This is a genomic window from Coriobacteriaceae bacterium, from assembly GCA_025757745.1.
Lineage (GTDB): Bacteria > Actinomycetota > Coriobacteriia > Coriobacteriales > Coriobacteriaceae > Collinsella.
In genome coordinates, this window is the sequence record CP107217.1 from 2,160,855 (window position 1) to 2,180,183 (window position 19,329).

13 protein-coding genes and 1 tRNA gene are annotated in these 19,329 nt (G+C 59.2%); 4 read left to right on the plus strand and 10 right to left on the minus strand.

Going from position 1 to position 19,329, the window contains the following annotated elements:
• Positions 1-42: 42 nt before the first annotated feature.
• The 4 genes from OGM60_09485 to OGM60_09500 all read right to left on the minus strand — a co-directional run bounded on the left by OGM60_09485 (position 43) and on the right by OGM60_09500 (position 4,166).
• Positions 43-882, minus strand: coding sequence for a carbohydrate ABC transporter permease (locus OGM60_09485; GenBank protein UYI99106.1), 840 nt, complete (start codon positions 880-882; stop codon positions 43-45).
• Positions 882-1,736 carry a sugar ABC transporter permease gene (locus OGM60_09490; GenBank protein ID UYI99107.1) on the minus strand — a complete coding sequence of 285 codons (855 nt, stop codon included), beginning with the start codon at positions 1,734-1,736 and terminating at the stop codon, positions 882-884. The genes OGM60_09485 and OGM60_09490 overlap by 1 nt, the downstream gene beginning before the upstream one ends.
• An 87-nt stretch (positions 1,737-1,823) precedes the next feature.
• Complete coding sequence (locus tag OGM60_09495; GenBank protein UYI99108.1) at positions 1,824-3,140, minus strand: ABC transporter substrate-binding protein; 1,317 nt, start codon at positions 3,138-3,140, stop codon at positions 1,824-1,826.
• Between the two features lie 306 nt (positions 3,141-3,446).
• Complete coding sequence (locus tag OGM60_09500; protein ID UYI99109.1) at positions 3,447-4,166, minus strand: GntR family transcriptional regulator; 720 nt, start codon at positions 4,164-4,166, stop codon at positions 3,447-3,449.
• Between the two features lie 299 nt (positions 4,167-4,465).
• Here OGM60_09500 and OGM60_09505 point away from each other — a divergent pair, with 299 nt between their 5' ends.
• The 4 genes from OGM60_09505 (at position 4,466) to OGM60_09520 (ending at position 9,143) form a co-directional block, all read left to right on the plus strand.
• Positions 4,466-6,844 (plus strand): PTS transporter subunit EIIC, encoded by a 2,379-nt coding sequence (locus OGM60_09505; GenBank protein ID UYJ00183.1) that lies wholly within the window; start codon positions 4,466-4,468, stop codon positions 6,842-6,844.
• 128 nt (positions 6,845-6,972) lie between these two features.
• Entirely contained in the window at positions 6,973-7,986 is a 1,014-nt protein-coding gene (locus tag OGM60_09510) for a polyprenyl synthetase family protein (GenBank protein UYI99110.1), read from the plus strand.
• 138 nt (positions 7,987-8,124) lie between these two features.
• On the plus strand, positions 8,125-9,030 hold the full coding sequence (locus OGM60_09515; GenBank protein ID UYI99111.1) for a peptidoglycan-binding protein: 906 nt from the start codon (positions 8,125-8,127) through the stop codon (positions 9,028-9,030).
• Positions 9,031-9,068: 38 nt separating this feature from the next.
• Positions 9,069-9,143 (plus strand) — tRNA-Gln (locus OGM60_09520).
• Between the two features lie 455 nt (positions 9,144-9,598).
• On the opposite strand, the gene OGM60_09525 is transcribed toward OGM60_09520, so the two are convergent.
• The 6 genes from OGM60_09525 to alr all read right to left on the minus strand — a co-directional run bounded on the left by OGM60_09525 (position 9,599) and on the right by alr (position 19,328).
• Positions 9,599-11,770 carry a hypothetical protein gene (locus OGM60_09525; protein ID UYI99112.1) on the minus strand — a complete coding sequence of 724 codons (2,172 nt, stop codon included), beginning with the start codon at positions 11,768-11,770 and terminating at the stop codon, positions 9,599-9,601.
• Between the two features lie 183 nt (positions 11,771-11,953).
• Positions 11,954-13,843: a carbon starvation protein A gene (locus tag OGM60_09530; GenBank protein UYI99113.1), complete on the minus strand. Its 1,890-nt coding sequence runs from the start codon at positions 13,841-13,843 to the stop codon at positions 11,954-11,956.
• A gap of 817 nt (positions 13,844-14,660) precedes the next feature.
• Entirely contained in the window at positions 14,661-17,045 is a 2,385-nt protein-coding gene (tsaD, locus tag OGM60_09535) for a tRNA (adenosine(37)-N6)-threonylcarbamoyltransferase complex transferase subunit TsaD (GenBank protein UYI99114.1), read from the minus strand.
• Positions 17,032-17,538, minus strand: coding sequence for a tRNA (adenosine(37)-N6)-threonylcarbamoyltransferase complex ATPase subunit type 1 TsaE (tsaE, locus tag OGM60_09540; protein ID UYI99115.1), 507 nt, complete (start codon positions 17,536-17,538; stop codon positions 17,032-17,034). Before tsaE ends, tsaD begins: the two co-directional genes overlap by 14 nt.
• A gap of 15 nt (positions 17,539-17,553) precedes the next feature.
• A complete protein-coding gene (locus OGM60_09545; protein UYI99116.1) occupies positions 17,554-18,174 on the minus strand; it encodes a uracil-DNA glycosylase in 621 nt (206 codons plus the stop codon).
• Between the two features lie 8 nt (positions 18,175-18,182).
• Entirely contained in the window at positions 18,183-19,328 is a 1,146-nt protein-coding gene (alr, locus tag OGM60_09550) for an alanine racemase (protein UYI99117.1), read from the minus strand.
• Position 19,329 lies beyond the last annotated feature (1 nt).

Genomic DNA, 19,329 nt, shown 5'->3' on the forward strand with positions numbered 1-19,329 from the left:
GCGCTGAGGGGCGCCGCAGAAACTTGCAAAACAGTTACGGCATCAGCCCTTGACGGCACCTGCCACCACGCCGTCGATGATGTACTTCTGGCAGAGGATGTACATGATGACGATGGGGATAACAACCATCATGATGCAGGCCATCATGGGTCCGAGCTCGACGTGGCCGTAGCCACCGCGGAAGTACTGGATCAAGATAGGAATGGTCTTGTACTTGGTGGAGTCGAGCGTAAGGTAGGGCAGCAGGTAGTCGTTCCAGACCCACATGGTCTCGAGAATGCCGACCGAAAGATAGGTGGGCTTCATGATGGGAAGGACGATCTTAAAGAACACCTGGACCGGGTTGCAGCCGTCGATCATGGCCGCCTCCTCGATCTCGAGCGGGATGTTCTTTACAAAGCCGGCGAACATAAAGACCGCCAGGCCCGCGCCAAAGCCCAGATAGATAAAGCAGATGTTGAACGGCGTGTTAAAGCAAATGCGGTCCGCCAAATTGGACAGCGTGAACATGAGCATCTGGAACGGTACGACCATCGAGAACACGAACAGGTAATAGAAGAAGTTCGAGATCTTGCTGTTGACGCGAACCACGTACCAAGCGCACATGGAGCAGCACACCAAGATCAGCACGACCGACGTGACCGTGATGATGAGCGAGTACATAAATGCCGAGGCAAAGCCCTGCTCGTTAAGGGCGTGCACGTAGTTTGCAAGGCCGTTGAACGTCTCGGGCGTGAGCAGATCGAATGCCGTGGTGGTGCTGATTGCGGTCGCTTTCTTAAAGGAATTGAGCGCAATCATAAACACGGGGTAGATCCACGCGAGCGACAGGATCGTAAAGAAAATCGAGAGCGCGCGGTTGATAACCTTATCGCGTTTCATTACTGCTGCACCTCCTTGGACCTCGTGGCCTTAAGCTGAATCATGGAGATGGCTACGACCAGGATGCAGAAGATAACCGCCTTGGCCTGACCGATACCCTGCCATGCGATACCGGCACGCGAATAGAACGTGTTGTAGATGTTCAGGGCGAGCATCTCGGTGGAGTGCGCGGGGGCGCCGCCGGTAAGGGCGAGGTTCTGGTCGAACAGCTTAAAGCCGTTGGTGATGGACAGGAACAGGCAAATGGTGATGGTCGGCATCAGGTTAGGGATCTTAACCTTCCAAAACGTCTGCCATGCCGTGGCACCGTCGACCTTGGCGGCCTCGATGTAGTCGGACGGAATGGACTGCAGACCAGCGATGTAGATGATCATCATGTAGCCGACCTGCTGCCACAGGGTCAGGATGATAAGGCCCCAGAAGCCGGCAGCGGAGTTAAGGGCAATGAGCTGGGCGCCCACGTTGGAGAGCAGGCAGTTGATCAGAATCTGCCAGATGTAGCCCAGCACGATGCCGCCGATCAGGTTAGGCATAAAGAAAATCGTACGGAAGATGTTGGTGCCTTTGAGCGCCTTGCGGGTGAGCGCCTGCGCAATTGCCAGGGCGATCACGTTGATGAGCACCGTCGACAGGAAGGCAAACGCCACGGTAAAGAAGAACGACGTGGCAAACTGCGGATCGGACAGCGCGCGCACGTAGTTCGCGATACCGACAAAGTGCGCGTTGTTAATGGTAATAAACTGGCAGAACGAGAGATAGAAGCCCTGGATAAAAGGGATCACGAACCCGATCATAAACGCCAGGCACGTGGGCAGCATAAAGAGCGGCCACCAGCGCTTGAGTGCTTTGCCCATAGAAGGGTCCTTTCAATATGCAGGGGGCGGGCAAACCTACGTCTGCCCGCCCCCTGTCGCTAATCAGATAGCTTGGGCAGCAACTGCTTACTCGGAAGCAGCCTTCTCGGTCTTCCAGCCATCGACGAAGGCGTTCTTGACGCCGTCCCACTTGGTGTTGTCGGCAGCGTAGGCGATCAGAGCCTGCTTGAGGTTCTTCTTCCACTCCTCAGAGGGGATGTAGACGAAGTCCCAAGCGACGGTCTTCTTGCCGTCCTTGGCCATGGCAACGGCCTGCTGCGAGAAGACGTTGGTGGTCTCCTTGGCGCTCTTGAACGGAGCGGTCAGACCCATCTTGTCGGCGATGATGCTGGTCGGGGTGTCAGCGGTGACGCACCAGTACATGAAGTCCTCGGTGGCCTTCTGAGCATCCTCGGAAGCCTGGGAGCTCACGCACCAGTAGTTCTCGCCGCCGGAGCACAGGCCCTGGTTCTCCTCGCCGTCGACGCCGATGTAGATCGGCAGCATGCCGAGCTGGTCGTCGGTCATACCGGCCTTGGTGAGGTCAGCGTATGCCCAAGAGCCGTTCTGATAGAAGACGGCCTTGCCGGTTGCGAACTCGTTGGTGGCGTCGTCGCCGGTCTTGGAGGCAAGCTGCGAAGGATCGCAGGTGGAGTCGGTGATGTACAGGTCGAAAATCTGCTTGAAGTTGTCGAGATACTCGCCCTTGATCTCGTCGTCCTCCTGGTTGTGCTCCTTCTCGAACTCGTAGTAGAGCGGGAGGTTGGCGAGGTGGGTGGTGTAGCGCCAGCTGGAGGAGTCATCCATGCCGGCAGAAGTGAAGGCACCCTCAACGCCAAGCTCGTCCTTGCGGGCCTGGATGTCGTCAGCGCAAGCCTTCAGCTTGTCGAAGGAGTTGATGTCCTCGGCCTTGTAGCCAGCCTTCTCGAGCAGCTGCTTGTTGTAGATGATGCCGTAGCTCTCCTGGACCCAGTCGATACCCAGATCCTTGCCATCGGACTGCAGAGCCAGGGAGTCGTCAATGAGCTCACCGCGGAGCTTGGTATCGGACAGGTCGGCGCAGTAATCCTTCCAGTTCTTAAGACCGGTGGGGCCGTTGACCTGGAACAGGGTCGGAGCGGAGCTCTTGGACATCTCGGACTTGAGCTTCTCCTCGTAGGTGTTGGAGGCGGCGGTCACGATCTTGACCTCGACGCCCTTCTCCTCCTTGTACGCCTTGGCGATCTCCTTCCACTCCTTGTCGACCTCGGGCTTAAATTGGAGGAAGTAAACCTCGGCAGCGTCACCAGAAGCAGAGGAGCCGGAGCCGGCGGAGCCACCGCAGCCCACGAGACCCAGACCAAGAACCGCAGCCGCGGAACCAGCAAAGCCCAGGAACTGCCTTCTGCTCATTTCGTTCTTCATTACAATCCACCCTTTCACACCGTGGCGGCACCCTTTGCCGCCGCCTTCGGAGATTGGCTCGGGGACTTTGCCCCTTTTGCTGATTTGTACGATACGCTATTTGGCTACTTGTTTGAACAAGTATTACTAGAGCGGTAGAAAAACTTCGGTGAACGGTAATTTCAACTTGATACTTGACAAGTTTTGTATAAACAATTATTTGTTATCAAATGCAGAGAAAACGCCCGGTCAAGCCGATGCATCGTCGGTTTGACCGGGCGTTTTCGCTTTGAGGGCATGAGTCTCGTCAGGCTGCGAGCTAGCCGGCTATCGCTTGGAGTTGACGCGGTAATGGAAGATCTCGGGATGCGTGCGGGCATGCGTGACCTCGAACAAGATGCCGTCCGAGGTGTACGACTGGCTCTCCATGACGGCAACGCAGTTGTATTTACCGAGGTCAAGATAGCTGCAGTCCTCATCGTTGGCGAGCTCGACGCTCACTGTACGGCGACTCGCCATCACCTTGACGCCGCGTTTGTGCTCCAGATAGTCGTAAATTGACTTTGCGGCGATCTCGGGCGTCAGGCCCTTGGCGATTGACTCCAAAAAGTAACCATGGTCCACTTGGCGCGCGTTGCCGTTGAGGCTTCGGACACGCACCACGCGAATCAACTCCTCGCCCACCTTAAAGCCCAGGCGACGAGAGAGTTGCTCGGTGCAAATCAAATGCTCAAAAGACTTAACGTCCGTCGATGCAACGGCATTGTTGCGCTTTGCAAATTCGCCAAACGACTCGACTTCCTCGAGTGCGCCCAGCATGTCGGTTTCACCCTTGAGCCAAATAACGCGCACGCCCTTGCCGTGTATAGGCTGCACAAACATCTGGTCGGCCAGCATGCTCAAGGCGCGTCGAACGGTATTGCGCGTGCAGCCAAATTCCGCGGTCAGCTCGGCTTCGGTTGGCAGCATCTCCTGAAACGCATAAGTCCCGTTAATGATGCGCGAACGGATCTCGCGGTAGATTCCTTCGTAAATCGCTTTTGGCATGACTTCACCTCTAATGAATATGTATGGCTAGGCACGATAGCATTTCTTGAAGTTGTTTAAACCGATTATCGGCAAAGCGACAGGATTTAACCGTTGACGGTTTCTGTCACGCTCAAACCGGTTTCGCTCAAAACTGCCGGTATGACAATCGTCTGGTCCTCTACAATGAATCCATTGTTTAAACGTTTCACCACGCGCAACGCGCCTCGATATTCGGGAGGCAGAACATGCTGCAAAAAATCCAACGCTTTGGCGGGGCAATGTTCGCGCCCGCCATGTTGTTTTCCATATCGGGCCTTATGGTCGGCGTCTCCGCCCTCGCAACGTCTGCGGATATCGTCGGCGACCTCGCCGTATACGGAACCCCTTGGTACGTTTTTTGGACTATCATTCAGCGCGGCTCGTGGACGGTCTTTAAACGACTTCCGCTCCTTTTTGCCGTAGCGCTGCCCATCGGCCTTGCCCAAAAGCAACCGGCACGTTGTTGCCTCGAGGCGCTCGTGGCCTATTTTGCCTATTGCTTCTTTTTGAGCGAGATCATCAAGCTGAGCGGAGACAACCTTGGACTTAAGTACCCGTCGTCTTTGACCTCCGCTAGCGGCATCACCATCATCGACGGCATCAAGACGCTCGACACCGGCATTATCGGCCCGCTGGCGGTGTCGGCAACCGTCGTCGCCATCCATGACCGCTTCTACGATGTCAAGGTTCCCGATTGGCTCGGCACCTTCTCGGGCTCCTCGCTGGTCTACCTCATCAGCTTTTTTGCCGTGTTTGCCCTTGCCGCTATCTCGGCCGCCATCGTGCCCTCCGTATACGCTGTGACCGAAACACTGCGCCACGCACTTGCGGGCGTCGGCCCCTTTGGCGTGGGCATCTTTGTGCTTTTGGAGCGAGCGCTCGAGCCCATGGGGCTGCACCACCTGCTCTACATGCCGATCTACTACGACAACCTGGTCATTAACGACGGCATCTACGCCACGTGGAGCAGCTTGCTCCCCATCCTCTCCCATAGCACGCGCCCCCTTAATGAACTTGCGCCGTGGGCCGGTTTTACCGCCACCGGCTGGGTCAAGCTCTTTGGCCTTCCCGCCATCGCAGCCGCGTTCTACTCCACCGCAAAACCAGAGCGCCGCGCCGGCCTCAGGGCCATCCTTGTTCCCGCCATCATCGCCTCGGTGGTTTGCGGCGTTACCGAGCCACTCGAGTTTCTCTTTATGTTCACCCACCCCGGGCTCTTTTTTCTCTACGCCGTCTTATCGTCTTGCCTTGCCACAACCATGAATCTCTTTGGCATCGTCGGCATCTTCTCGGGCGGCCTCATGGAGATGGCAGCCTTCAACTTTATTCCGCTCATGCGGACGCATGCCGGCTCCTACCTTTTGGCGCTCGGTATCGGCCTTGCCTTTAGCCTCATCTTTTTTGTTAGTTTTCGAGCACTCATCTTGATCTATGACCTTAAGACGCCGGGCCGCGAGGATCATGTCGCCAATCGCGCGGCAATCGATCATTTAACGGGAAGCGGCTTTGCCAAAGAGCAATCTCCCAATGACGAGGTCAATAGTCGATCCGATCAAGATCACGTCCTCGCTGAGCGGGTAATTCAGCTTTTAGGTGGCGTTGGCAATATTGTGGGCGCAACCAACTGCGCCACGCGCCTGCGCGTCGAGGTCGCAGACCCTTCCATCGTTGCAGATAACGCGGCGTTTGTCGCGGCGGGCGCCAAGGGCCTCATCATTACGGGCAAGACCGCCCAGGTGATCATCGGCATCTCCGTTCCCCGCGTTAAAGAGCATTTTGACCAGATCATGGGCCTCGAACCGGGTTTTGCATTCGCCGCCTCGCCTTCTCATGCCGCCGACGCCACCAAAAAGCATGGCAATGTCTGCTTCTTCGACATCGACGGTACGCTCGCCTGGCAAGATCCCAGACTTGCCCAGGAGCTTCCCGAGGACGAGCGAGACCTCTCCCCCTATCCCGACGAGACGGTTGCACAGGCAATTCGCACGTTTGTCGCCAACGGCAACAAAGCCTTTATCTGTACGGGGCGCACCCTCAGCTGCATCCATCCCAAGCTGCTCGAGCTGCCGTGGGCAGGCGTCGTGTGCCTCGCGGGCGGTTACGCCGAACTCGAGGGGCGTATCGTGCGAAATGCAGCCATAAACCCTGGTCTGCTACAGCGCCTCGCCCCCTATCTCGAGCAATCGGGCGAGGTCATTCGCTTTGAGGGCATCGATCGCGTCGTGCGCATGAGTGCAGATGCCCCCGAGACGTACGGCTACGCACGCACCGTGGGCGACGCCGTCACGCAACTTGAGCACTACAACGCCTATAAAATTCTTATGTCCACACCACTTGCCAACCGCATCGCCCAAGATGAAGAGCTTGGACCTCTGCTCTGCCTCAACGAGCTCGAGCTCGAGGTCACAGAAATCTCGCCGCGCGAGTGCACCAAACGGGCCGGAATCAAGGCTGTGCTTGACGCCCTGGGACCAGACCACGGCACCGTATATGGCATTGGCGACGCGAGCAACGACATCGCCCTCATGGAGGCGGTCGATGTTGGCATCGCCATGGGCAACGCGCCGGACTTCCTCAAGGAAAAGGCCGACTACGTAACCGACAGCTTCGACCACGACGGTGTCGTCACCGCGCTCGAACACTTTGGGCTTATCTAGCCGAGCCCCTTGCCGCGTTTGCGACCGCAAGACTCAATCGTCTTCAACCGCCGCGCTCGACGCCCCAATGTGGCAATATGTTGTCTGCATAATGCAACGGTGCAGCCTAAGAAAGAATGCGAGAACCCGTGTCCAGTCCGTTTACCAGCTTTTTAGCCCAGCACTTTGACCAGATTAACGACTATCTGGCCACGTTCTTTGACGGACAGGCAACTTCCGCCGATATCGAGCGTTACCTGTATACCCCGCTCTCGGCATTTACGGCCAATGCCGGCAAGCGCCACCGCCCGCTCATCTGCATGCTCGCCGCCACCGCGGTAGGCGGCAGCTTTGAGAGCGCCCGCAGCGCGGCGGCAGCTATAGAGCACTTTCAATCGGGAGCGCTTATCCATGACGACATCGCCGACAACGGCCAACTGCGTCGCGGCAAGCCCTGCATGCACCTTACCGAGGGCACGGGACTTGCCATCAACTGCGGCGATCTGGCGCTCACCATGGTCACCAAGACGGTTCTCGACGACCCCACGCTCGAGGCAGACGTGAAACTCCGCGTGCTCCACGAGCTCACCGAGATGATCGTCCGCACCATTGAGGGCCAGGCACTCGACTTGGGCTGGGTCCGCGATGGGCGCTTTGACATCTCGGTCGACGATTATCTGGACATGGCGACGCACAAGACCGCGTACTACAGCGGAGCCACGCCACTTGCCGCCGGAGCCATTATCGGCGGCGGCAGCGAGGAGCAGATTGAGGCGCTGCGCGCCTTTGGCCTGTACACGGGCCTTGCCTTCCAGATCCAAGATGATCTGCTCAACTTGATCGGCACCAAAGAGGCCGCCAACAAGGACTTCCGCACCGACATCACCGAGGGCAAGCGCACGCTTGTCGCCGTACACGCCCTCTCTGATGAACGCCACCACGACGAGATCGAGGCGATTCTTTCCTCGGGCACCGATGATCCCGCGCAGCTCGCACGCGCCGTGGAGATCTTCCAGGGGACCGGCTCCATCGATTACGCCCACACTTACGCGCTCGACCTGACCGCCAAGGCCAAAGCGGCCATCGAGAACGTTGAGCTTGATCAGCACGCACGCGAGTTGTTCCTCTCCATGGCAGATTTCTTTGTGGAGCGACTCAACTAGCGTGGGTTATAAAACCTGTCAGCAGCGTATTTGGGTACAACTTGCTACACTGTTGAGTGCATGTTTATGCATCTCTTTGCGTCGTCTATCCGACAGGCGCTCAAATAGTACGAATGATACGCCGAAAGGGGTTCGTTCATGGAACCTATTACAACGGGCATGCAGGGAGCAGCCGTCGAGGACGTCCAGTCCCGCCTTCTGCAGCTCGGCTATACAATCGATGACACCGAGGTCTCCGACAAGCGCTTTGGCACCACCACCGAGCAGGCTGTTGGCACCTTTAGGCTCGACAGTGGCCTTCCCGCTGGCTGCGCCGTCGATATCCCCTGTTGGAGCGCCCTGGTAGACGCCTCGTATAAACTGGGCGACCGCACGCTCTATCTGCGCATGCCCAATTTCCATGGCGCCGACGTTCAGGCCCTGCAGCGCGCGCTCAACGTTTTGGGTTTTGCCTGCGGTGAGGACGACGGCTATTTTGGCCCGCACACCGAGGCCGCTCTGCAGCAGTTCCAGGAAAATGTTGGCCTGTTTGCCGATGGCATGGCGTTCCAGGATACCTACGCCTATATCAACCGCCTGCATCACGTGTGGGAGGGCAAGCCCTCGGTTACCGAGGCCGAGTCGCGCATCGGTTTTGCCCGCGCCGCCAACGTGCTCGAGCGCTTCCAGATTGCCGTCATCGGTGAGGACCCCATCGCACGCAGCGTTGCATCGCGCATGTGGAACATCGCCACGGCGACGACCGACAGCAGCGGCATGATGCTTTGCGATTCCGAGGTTCCGACCGACGTGGATCTGGTGCTCGAGATTGCAAGCGATGAGCTGCCCGCAGATGCTGCGCCGCGCGCCACGATCGCCCTTGCCGAGTGTCACAACCTTGCACAGCGCATCCGCACCGCCAATGTCGCCGCGCAGCAAAAGCCCGCGCGCATCCGCATTGAGCTCACGGGCATGACGCGCTACAACGGAACCTTCACCGCAAGTGATGCGCAGACACTCGCCGTACGCCTGCTCGATGGCGTTTGCGATGCCCTCGCAGATTAGGTAAACTAAACGGGTTGCTTTTGGGCAACACCACACATTGGGACGTAGTTCAACGGTAGAACTCCGGTTTTTGGTGCCGGCTGTTGGGGGTTCGAATCCCTCCGTCCCAGCCAAAGAAACAAGCCTCTCGAACGCATAGCCGATCGGGAGGTTTTTCTTGTGGGCAAGCGGGGGGATTCGAACCCGCAAGGCAACACAACTTCTCGTCCAGCACGGGAAAATCTACCTTCAAAAGACAGGCGCCCCAAGCCCATTAGGACCAAGAGCGCCTTACATCTAGAAAATATAAGCCTAGTTCCGAAAAGCGAGCCGCATGCAACAACCAAGTAACCACAGGCCCCGGGAGAGCGGGGGCACCGGCTTAGGTTTATCGCGAGTTCCGCACGAACAGGAGGCCACGTGACCTCGATGTTTTGGACGTGACAGCGAGAGGGGTCCTGGTATGGCAAGGTGACGTGAAACAAGGCGGCGCTGACCTTCTGGTCGCGCCGCCGAAGTTGAACGTCAGATTGCCGTGCCAGGGCCCCTCGCAGCGTCAAGAAGACCGCCGTTCGGTAGAACGGCGGAACTAATTGTTCAGCATGCGGTCGAAGCTTCCCGAGTCGCCATCCCGATAGTCGGCGGTCATCAGAATCTCCTGCGGAATGCGTCCGCCCTCGCGCAGCACGTTGCGGAACTGCACGCGCGTGACCATGGGCAGATCTTTGATCGTCGCCGCCAGGTTCTGCGGTACACCCTGGTTGGCAGCCGCGGGCTCGCACTCACCGCCGGCCTTCACGCGGCGCTTGTGCTCGGCGAGCATGGCGCGATACATACCGGCATGCAGGCGAATCTCAACCACATTGGCGTTACGGGTCTGCTCGACAATGCGCGCACCCTCTCGGTCAATGTCGCCCACGTAGTAGACATAGTTAAAGCGATAGCCGATCTCGGCCAGATAATCATCCAGTGCGTGTGAAACGCTCGCCTTGCAGCCGCCGCCAAAGATCACGCCACCCACCTTGGTGCCAAAAAGCTTGGCGTGCTTGCGGCCGCGCAGGAGCTTGACGATCTCGTCATAGGTGTCCAGGTTCTCAACCATAATGAACGGCTTGTCGGCGCCCAGCGTAAAGAAGCCCGTAAAGTGCACAGGACGGTTGGGAGCAACCTTGATTGCCTGCATGCTGATGCCCTTTTCGGTCATACGCCGAATCAGGCGCTCGCCGTGTTTGCCGTCAAAGGCCTTCTCATCGTTAAAAATCTGGTAGGCGCGCTGGCGACGCGAAGCGACCGGCGTGTCGGCGCCGCGATTCTGCTCTATCCAAGCCTGGATGATCGCAATCTCCTCGGCAATCTTGCGGTTGGACATCTCGTTGTGCTGAGTGCGCTGCGGAGCCTTATTGCCGTCCTTGCCCTCGACCTTAACGATTTGAGTCTGCTGCTCCTTAATCTTGGAGAGCGCCGTAGGCGTGGGAACGACCTTGAGCAGCTGCCTGCCCAGGACACGGGCCAGAGCAAACGCCGAAACCTCGCCATGAGCGGGCGGCTCAGGCTGCTGGGCGGCCGCATCGTTTGCAGTCGGTTTGGGCTGCGCCTGGGATTTGCGCTTGGAATCCGCCTGAGCTTTGCGCTCTTGCTTTGGCGCGGACGGACCCTTTTGCGAGCGCTCGGGCTTGTCCCCCTTCGCCGGCTGGCGCTTGGGCTGCTCCACCAGGGCCTCAGCCTTCGCATCCTTGCTTTGCATCGCTGCCTTCTCGGCCGCGGCCTCGGCATTTGAGCCACGACCGCCGCGGTGACGACGGCGGCGGGGCTTGCTTGAGGCGCTCTCCCCTGTCTGCTTATCAGCGGACTGTTGAGCTTTGACCTCGGTGCCAGCCGCAGACTGCGACTCGGAAGGTTGCTGCTCGCAAGTCACCGGCTCAACGGTTTTCTCAGTTTGTTCGGCCTTATCGGCCTGAGCGGTCGAAGCCGGCTCGCCCTTCTCCTGACGCTTTATGGGATACGCGCGCCCCGCAAAACCGCGGCCGGGACGACACGAACCCGAAACCCTCTTGGCAGACTCCTCAGCATCGCCTGCAACCTCGGAAGGCTCTTCAGCCTCATGCGCGACATCCTGCTGCACAGCCTTAAAGTGAGCACCGCGACGACGCTTGGGCTCTTGGGCCTCCACGGGCTTTTGCGACTCAGCGGCAACCTCGGTCACAACAGTCTCGGTATCGAGTTCATCCTTTTGAGCCACGGCACGACGGAAGCGCTCCTGCTGGGCACGGCGCTGAGCATCGCGCTTGCCGCCCCCACCAAAACCGCCGCGACCGGCCTTAGCCGTAAAGGCGCGAACGACGCTCTCATCGAGCAGCTCGTCGGTATCGATATGCTCGCGCGGGGCCGTTTCCACCGAAGCGGGCACCTCGACAACGTCCTCGACGGCTTCTTCGGCAACCTCGGCAAGCTGCTCCTGGGCATCACTTATCTCGGCATGAATGGTATAGAACGCCGGACGTCCGTTAATGCCGCTGCCCTCGATCTTGGTAACGATTTTTGCCGCGATGAGTTCGTCGCGCATCGCCTTGGTGTCGCATTCCTTATCGACGGAGCGGAAAATCTGTGCCAGCGCGCTCGACTTGATTTTAAGCGCCTTGCGGCAGAGCAGGTCGTAGGCAACCAGCTTGGCGCGCTCGGCAGAAAGCGACGTCTGGCTGCTTAGACGCTCAGCCAGGGCATCGACATTATTTTGGTTATCGGAATATACCGTCTTGGCCACGGGGCCCCTTTCATATGTACACATATACGTCTATATGGTACATCGCGCGAGCCTATCCACGCAAAACATCTGCGAGGACGCCTTTGCATCACCCGTTCCCGCAAGAAAAAAGACCGAGCCCGCGTCGTTGCGGACCCGGTCTTTCCGAGTCATATGGATGGAACGGTTAGCTCATCAAGTTGACTAGGCCTTGGCAGCCTCGGCGTCGGCGGGAGCCTCGGCGACAGCAGTGCGGCCATACTCGGCCTTGCCCATCTCGGACCACTCGGGCTCCTCGTCGGGCATGGAACCGGCCTCCTTGCCGAAGAACTCCTTGAGGCAGTTGACGGCAACGATGAGGCCCAGGACCATCAGCAGGACGGCGAAGACGAGCTGCAGACCCTTGGTGGCGGCGACGGAAACGGCAGCCGTGGTGGCGGTAGCCGGGATGGTGCCGAAGAAGCCGTAGGCCTGGACGGCGGTCATGCAGCCCATGGCGCTCTGGACCAGCGAGGTGAAGGTGCAACAGAGCAGGAAGACAACGGGCACGTAGAGCATCCAACCCTTGCGGCCGGTGCACTTGCAGAACACGGCGAGGGTGATCATGGTCATACCGCCGAGCAGCTGGTTAGAAGCACCAAAGAGCGGCCAGATGTTGGCATAGCCGCCAAAGGCGAGGGCGAGGCCAGGAAGCAGGGTAACGACCGTGGCGAACCAGGGGTTACCGAGGACCTTCATGTAGCCGGCCTTGGACTCGATGGCCAGGGCGTCGTTGGTCTGGGCAAAGAACTCGGAGAACGAGGTGCGAGCGATGCGGGCGACGGCATCGAGCGAGGTCAGGGCCAGAGCGGAAACGTTCATGGTCATGAAGACGGTTGCGAGCGTGCCGTCAACGCCGAAGGCCTGCATACCGCGGGAGATGCCAGCTGCGAAGATCTGGAACGGGGTGGAAGCGACGCCGGCGTTAAGGGCGCCGGTACCGGCGGTGTTCATGTCGGAGAACATGATGCCGGCGACGATGATGGCAAGGATGCCGACGAAGGACTCGACGATCATGGCGCCGTAACCGACCTTGACGGCGTCCTGCTCCTTCTCGACCTGCTTGGAGGAGGTACCAGAAGAAACGAGGCTGTGGAAACCGGAGAGAGCACCGCAGGCAACGGAGACAAACAGGACCGGGAACATCATGCCCGAGGCATTGCTAAAGCCGGTGAAGACCGGAGCGGTGATGGTGGCCTGGCCGTTAGCGCCCAGGACGACGATACCGAGGACAGCGCAGACGATCATGACGATCATCATGATGGAAGTGAGGTAGTCGCGAGGGGTCTTGAGCATCTGGATGGGCATGGCACCGGCAAAGACCAGGTAGACCATGACGACGGCGAACCACTGGAACTTGTCCAGGTAGACCGGGAACTGCATGCCGACGGCGAACATGAGGACCATGAGTACCACGCCGGTGACGAACTCGGCAGCGCCGGTGAGGTTGAACTTCTTCTGGGCCCAACCAAAGGCCATGGCGACGAAGGTGAACAGGATGGAGATGGTGCCAGCGCAGCCAGCGGCATAGGACTTGGTGAAGTCGATGGCACCGGTAGCAGCACCAGAAGCGTCAACGGCCGGGGTGAACATGAACGTCTTGCAGACCATGTCGGTGAAAGCGGCGATGACGATGATGCAGAACAGCCAGCAGAACAGCAGGAACAGGCGACGGCCGGTCTTGCCGATGTACTTCTCGATGAGCTGGGCCAGGGACTTGCCGTTGTTCTTCATCGAGGCGTACAGGGCGCCAAAGTCGTGGACGGCGCCAAAGAAGATGCCGCCGACGAGGACCCAGAGCACGACGGGAAGCCAGCCGAAGGCCATAGCGACGATCGTACCCGTAACAGGGCCGGCACCGCAGATCGAGCTGAACTGGTGCGAGAACGCGGTGAAGGCGGAGACGGGCGAGAAGCTGTTGCCGTCTTTCATGCGCTTGGCCGGCGTGAGGGCCTCTTTGTCAACGCCCCACTTGTTGGCCAGCCATCGGCCATAGCCCAGATAGCCGCAGGCGAGCACCGCCGCGGCCACAACCATGAGCAAAACTCCGTTCATTACATTTCCTCCTCTAAAAAGAACTTCCCAGACATAAAAAATGAGGGCCGTCGGTTGCGCTCGACGGCCCTCATCTTCATCAGCCGCCCGTTATCGTACGGGCTAGCTGTATGTGCTAACCCGCATCAGATAATTACTACGCTGATAATGTTTAGCTGATGCGTGAACATGTCTAAGAAATCCTCTTCAATCATGATGTGAACGATCCGTGCGTGTTCACATCCCCCAGTGGTTGAAAAGGAGTATGAAACTTTAGTTACCTAAAGTCAACGCAAATATGTAATGAATTTTCCACTTTTTTGAATTTCTCGGTATAAAACGCCACTGACCTCGGACTTTACCCCACGACAGTTTTTGCATGAGAGATGCTCCTCGGGGGCGGGGCGGGCGCCTGCCGCCATATATGAACTTTCCTGCTCGGACAGTCCTGCTCACGACGGAGGCCACATTAAGTGGCCTCCTGTTCGTGCGGAACTCGCGATAAAGTTCATATATGGCGGCAGGCGCCCGCCCCGCCCCCGAGGAGCTCCCATCCCAAATGTGCGGAGCATAGCTCCGCACACCAACTTTTTCTTTCAGCTAAAGAACGCCGGAAATTCGACGCTGGCTTGTTGACCTTGCTGGACGCTGTCGACGCCAAACCAGCTCAGAAGCTATATCGATACAGAAAGGTCCCCGACCGGAGGGGCCGGATATAAGGTTTATCGCGAGTTCCGCACGCAAAGAAGGCCACTTAATGTGGCCTTCGTCTTGCGCAGGACTGTAGAGCAGGAAACCTTATATCCGGCCCCTCCGGTCGGGGACTGCACCCGTACGACTACAGCGTCATGTTTGGATCGGCGTCGACGTCGAACGGCGAGATTTCACCTCGGTCGAATTTACGGCGAGCGACCTCCGCGATCATGGCGGCGTTATCGGTGCAGGCAGACAAGGGCGGCACCGTTACGCGGATTCCCTGACGCCCGAGTTTCTTGATCATCATCTCGCGCAGATGCGGGTTGGCCGAGACGCCGCCGCCGATGCAATACTCCTTGCACCCGGTAGCATGCAGGGCGTTTTTGGCCTTCTTGTACTGCACGTCAAAGACCGCCGCCTCAAACGAAGCCGCCAAATCGGGCAGATGAATCGTGCGCCCGGCCTTGGTCTCCTGCTCGATGTAGAGCGTCACCGCCGTCTTGAGGCCCGAAAGCGAGAAGCGGTAGTCGCCCCTGCTGTTCAGCGCGCGGGGGAAATCAATCGCCTTAGGGTTGCCCGTCTCGGCAAGCTTGGAGATGATGGGGCCTCCGGGATAGCCAAGGCCCAGTGCCTTTGCCACCTTGTCGAAGGCTTCGCCCACGGCGTCGTCAAGCGTCTCGCCAAGCACCTCGTAGTCGCCCCATGCCCTTACGTGCACGAGCATGGTGTGCCCGCCCGAAACAAGCGTAAAGATAAACGGCGGCTTGAGGTCGGGCTGCGCCAGCAGGTTGGCAAACAGGTGACCCTCCAGATGATTGACGCACACCAGCGGTTTGCCGGCAGCATACGCAAAGCCCTTGGCAAAGGCGACACCCACCACCAAGGCACCCACCAGGCCCGGACCTTGCGTCACGCCCACGGCGGCAAGCTCACTTGGCGCAATGGCTCCGCCCGTAAGGCCCAGCGACGCTGCGGCGTCCTCGAGTGCCGCGTCCACGACGCTCACGATGACCTCAACGTGCTTGCGCGAGGCAATCTCGGGTACCACGCCGCCAAAGCGGGCATGAAAATCAATCTGCGTCGACACCTGGTTGGCCAGCATCTTGCCGTCCGCATCGATAATTGCCACGGCTGTCTCGTCGCAGGAGCTCTCGATGGCAAGCACCAGGCGGCGGCGCTCGATTTCGGCACGCTCCTCAGCGGTGCGTTCGGGCGCGGGCAGCGGCCATACACGCTGTTCGGCAGCCGTCGGCTCGGGCGAGGCATTGTCGAGAGGAAGCACCAGGGGCAGCGGCGCCGTCATGACGATGGCATCCTTGCCGGCACCGTAATAGCCACGGCGACGACCCGCCTCGGTAAAGCCCAGAGCGGCATAGAGTGCAATTGCGGCCTCGTTGCCGTCCTCAACCTCAAGCGAAGCCGTGGTGCAGCCGAGCATCTGGGCGTCATAGCTCACGTGCGACAGAAGCTTGCGGGCGATGCCCTCGCGGCGATGCGCCGGATCGACGGCAACGTCCATAATCTGCACGTCCCCGTCGACGACCATACCGCCGGCAAGACCCAGCAGACGACCGTCGTCGTGCGCCACCCACCAGCTACGCGGCGCGGCAACGTCCTCGCCCAGCTCGGACAGGAACATGCCCGGCGTCCACGCCTCGTGTCCGGCGCCTTCAAAGCAGGCGGTCTCCAGCGCGCTCGCGCCCTCGGCATCCGTCGCGCCCATGGGGCGGAATTGCAGATGACGTCCGGCAAGCTCGTCGGCAACACCTGTCACCTCACTCTGCGCGCTCTCGGCAAGGCCCAGACGCTTGCGCTCGTTTTCCTCGGCGTCCGAAAGGCGCGTATAGATCGGCAAGACGCGAGCCGGATCGCCATCGCCTGCGGCGTGCGCCATCAGCAGGCCCTCGCCCGAGGGCCACCACAGGTCTCGCTCCACGCAGCGCGCCGTCTCATCCTCGCCCAGCAGTTTGCCATAACGCACGAGACCGTCACCAGTCAGCTGAACCTGATCCCAGTCCGCGGTCTGGCGCCACTCATCAAGCGCCACGGCGGCCTTGACCACGCGCTCGCGCTCAAACAGACGCTCGGGGCCCTCATCCCCCAGCACATAGAGCGCCGGGTACACCTCGCCGCGCATGGCATCGGCAAGAACACCAAGCTTGCCGCGCACGCCGGCCTTCCATGCCGTCCAGGCGCAAGCATCGAGCGTCGACACGCCCAGCAACGGCACATTGGCACCGTGCGCCAGACCCTTTGCGGTGGAGATGCCGATACGCACGCCCGTAAACGAGCCGGGACCGCGACCGACCACATAACAGCCGACATCGCTGCGATCCAGGCCGGCCTGCTTCAGTAGGTCATCAACAGTATTCACGAGCTCCACGTTGGCATGGCGGCGACACAGATGGTCCCCACTTACCAGCTTTGCCTCGCCTGTCTGCACGTCAATCCAGCTTGCCGCGCAGGCAAGCATGTCGGTCGATGTGTCGAGCGCCACCACCAGCGCGTTGTCGTTATGCAAGCTCATCTTGTACAGCCTTATCTATCAAATGGGAAAGCTCAATCGCGCGCTCGCCGTGTGCCTCGAGCGTTATCGTTCGCACGTCGCTGTCGTCCTCATCGCGCTTAAGCGTCACCGAAAGATACTCATCTGTCAGTTCATCCTGAAACTGCTCGCCCCATTCCAGCAGGCAAACACCCTCATAGCCCAGCACGTCAAAAATGCCCGTATCCTCAAGCTCGTAGGCATGCTCCAGGCGGTACAGATCAAAATGGAACAGCGGAATACGCCCTTGGTCATGAACGGCCATGAGTGCGAACGTAGGGCTTGTGACCATATGCTCATCGCCCAGAGCGCGCGAAACGCCCTTGGTAAAGTGGGTTTTGCCCACCCCGAGGCCGCCGGTCAAGATCAGCACATCGCCATCTTCTAGACACGGTGCGACCAGCTCGCCAAAATGCTCCGTATCGGCAGTACGGGCCGTTCTATAGGTACCTACCCCCAGGCGCTCCAGGGACATATACGCTCCTTATTATTATTCCGAGGCGGTCTCCGGCGCGGGGTGCCGCTCCAGATAGTCGCCCAGCATCTTAAAGTCTTCCTCCAGCAACTCCTGCCACGCCGGATTGCGCAGCGCCGCCGCAGGATGAAACGTCGGCATCACCACAAAGTGGCCCATCTGATGGAACCTGCCGCGCAGCTTGGTAATGCCGATCTCGGTCTTGAGCACAAAGTGCGTTGCGGGGTTACCGAGCGTCACGATGATATCGGGCCAGATGCTTCGAATCTGCTCGCGCAAAAACGGTGAGCAAGTCAGCACTTCCTCGGGACGCGGATTGCGGTTTCCCGGCGGGCGACACTTAAGCACGTTGGCGATATAGACGTCCTCGCGCTTAAGACCTGCCAGGGACAAAATGCCGTTGAGGTCTTCACCCGCCGCCCCCACAAAGGGTTCGCCCTGCAAATCCTCGTTGCGACCCGGTGCTTCACCAATAAACATGACGCGAGCGTGGGGGTTTCCCACGCCAAACACGATGTTATGGCGCGACTGATAGAGCTGGCAGAGATGGCAGTCGCCTAAAACAGCCTCAATCTCCTCGAGTGCGACCTCACGTGGCGCCTGATGGGTATGGCCGGGGATGTGCATGACGCCCATAGCGGCTCCTACACGTAGACCTTGTCGAGACGCATGCCAAAGCCGCAGGCGACCTCGTAGTTAATCGTTCCGCGCAGTCGGGCCATCTCGTCCATAGTGATCTCGGCATCGCCATCGCGGCCGACAATAATCATCTCGTCACCATACTCGGCCTCGGGAATCTCGTGTGCCGGGTTGGACTGAATGGCGACCATAAACTGATCCATGCAGATATTGCCAACCTGACGCACGCGCTCGCCGCGATACAGCACATCCATACGATTGGAAAGCGTACGCGATAGGCCGTCGGCATAACCGATCGGCAGCGTGCAGATCTGAACGCGCGTACGCGGTACGCGGTAGGTAAAACCGTAGCCCACGCCCTCGCCCATCGCAGGGTGCGCCACGCGCGTCACGCGCGCATGAACGCTCATAACGGGATCGAGCTGCATCACACGGCTACTCAGCTCGCACGGCTGCATGCCATACAAGCCAACGCCGGCGCGAATCATATCAAAATGCATCGAGGGGTCGAGCATCGAGGACGGCGTGTTGGCGCAATGCACGATACCGCACTCAAAACCCGCATCCTTAATGGCCTGAACGGCCTCGGTAAAGCGCTGGCACTGCAGCTTGTAGTCCCAGCCCGAAGGTTCATCGGCCGTGGCGAAGTGCGTAAATACGCCGTCGCACTGAATACCGCGATGGAAATCAATACCGCGGACAAAGTCGAGCACCTGCGTATAGTGAACGCCGATACGATTCATGCCCGTCTCGATGGCCAGATGGTATTTGCCCACCTTGCCCGCCGCAACGGCGCACTCGCCATACGCAAGAGCAAAGTCGGACGTATAGACCGAGGGCATGATATCGAACTCGAGCAACGTCGGAATAGCCTCAATAGGCGGCTCGCTCAGGATGAGGATGGGTTTCGTAATCCCGCCCTGTCGGAGCTCAACACCCTCGCTAACCGTCGCCACGGCAAACATGTCGGCCCCGGCCGAATACATGATCTTGGCGCACTCAACAGCTCCATGACCATAAGCGTCGGCTTTAACCACACAGCACAGGCGCTGACGCGGATTCAGCAAATTCTTATAGGCCCTCGTGTTGCGGCGGAGCGCTCCGCGGTCAATCTCGACCCAGGACCAACGCGTCAAATCGGCTTTATTCATA

Bases quoted from the DNA above. Each gene is read 5' to 3' on its own strand.
- OGM60_09500 (UYI99109.1), bottom strand. From the start codon at position 4,166: ATGCCAAAAGCGATTTACGAAGGAATCTACCGCGAGATCCGTTCGCGC.
- OGM60_09490 (UYI99107.1), bottom strand. From the start codon at position 1,736: ATGGGCAAAGCACTCAAGCGCTGGTGGCCGCTCTTTATGCTGCCCACG.
- OGM60_09530 (UYI99113.1), bottom strand. From the start codon at position 13,843: ATGAACGGAGTTTTGCTCATGGTTGTGGCCGCGGCGGTGCTCGCCTGC.
- OGM60_09485 (UYI99106.1), bottom strand. From the start codon at position 882: ATGAAACGCGATAAGGTTATCAACCGCGCGCTCTCGATTTTCTTTACG.
- OGM60_09545 (UYI99116.1), bottom strand. From the start codon at position 18,174: ATGGGCGTCATGCACATCCCCGGCCATACCCATCAGGCGCCACGTGAG.
- OGM60_09505 (UYJ00183.1), top strand. From the start codon at position 4,466: ATGGTCGGCGTCTCCGCCCTCGCAACGTCTGCGGATATCGTCGGCGAC.
- OGM60_09515 (UYI99111.1), top strand. From the start codon at position 8,125: ATGGAACCTATTACAACGGGCATGCAGGGAGCAGCCGTCGAGGACGTC.
- tsaD (UYI99114.1), bottom strand. From the start codon at position 17,045: ATGAGCTTGCATAACGACAACGCGCTGGTGGTGGCGCTCGACACATCG.
- OGM60_09495 (UYI99108.1), bottom strand. From the start codon at position 3,140: ATGAAGAACGAAATGAGCAGAAGGCAGTTCCTGGGCTTTGCTGGTTCC.
- alr (UYI99117.1), bottom strand. From the start codon at position 19,328: ATGAATAAAGCCGATTTGACGCGTTGGTCCTGGGTCGAGATTGACCGC.
- tsaE (UYI99115.1), bottom strand. From the start codon at position 17,538: ATGTCCCTGGAGCGCCTGGGGGTAGGTACCTATAGAACGGCCCGTACT.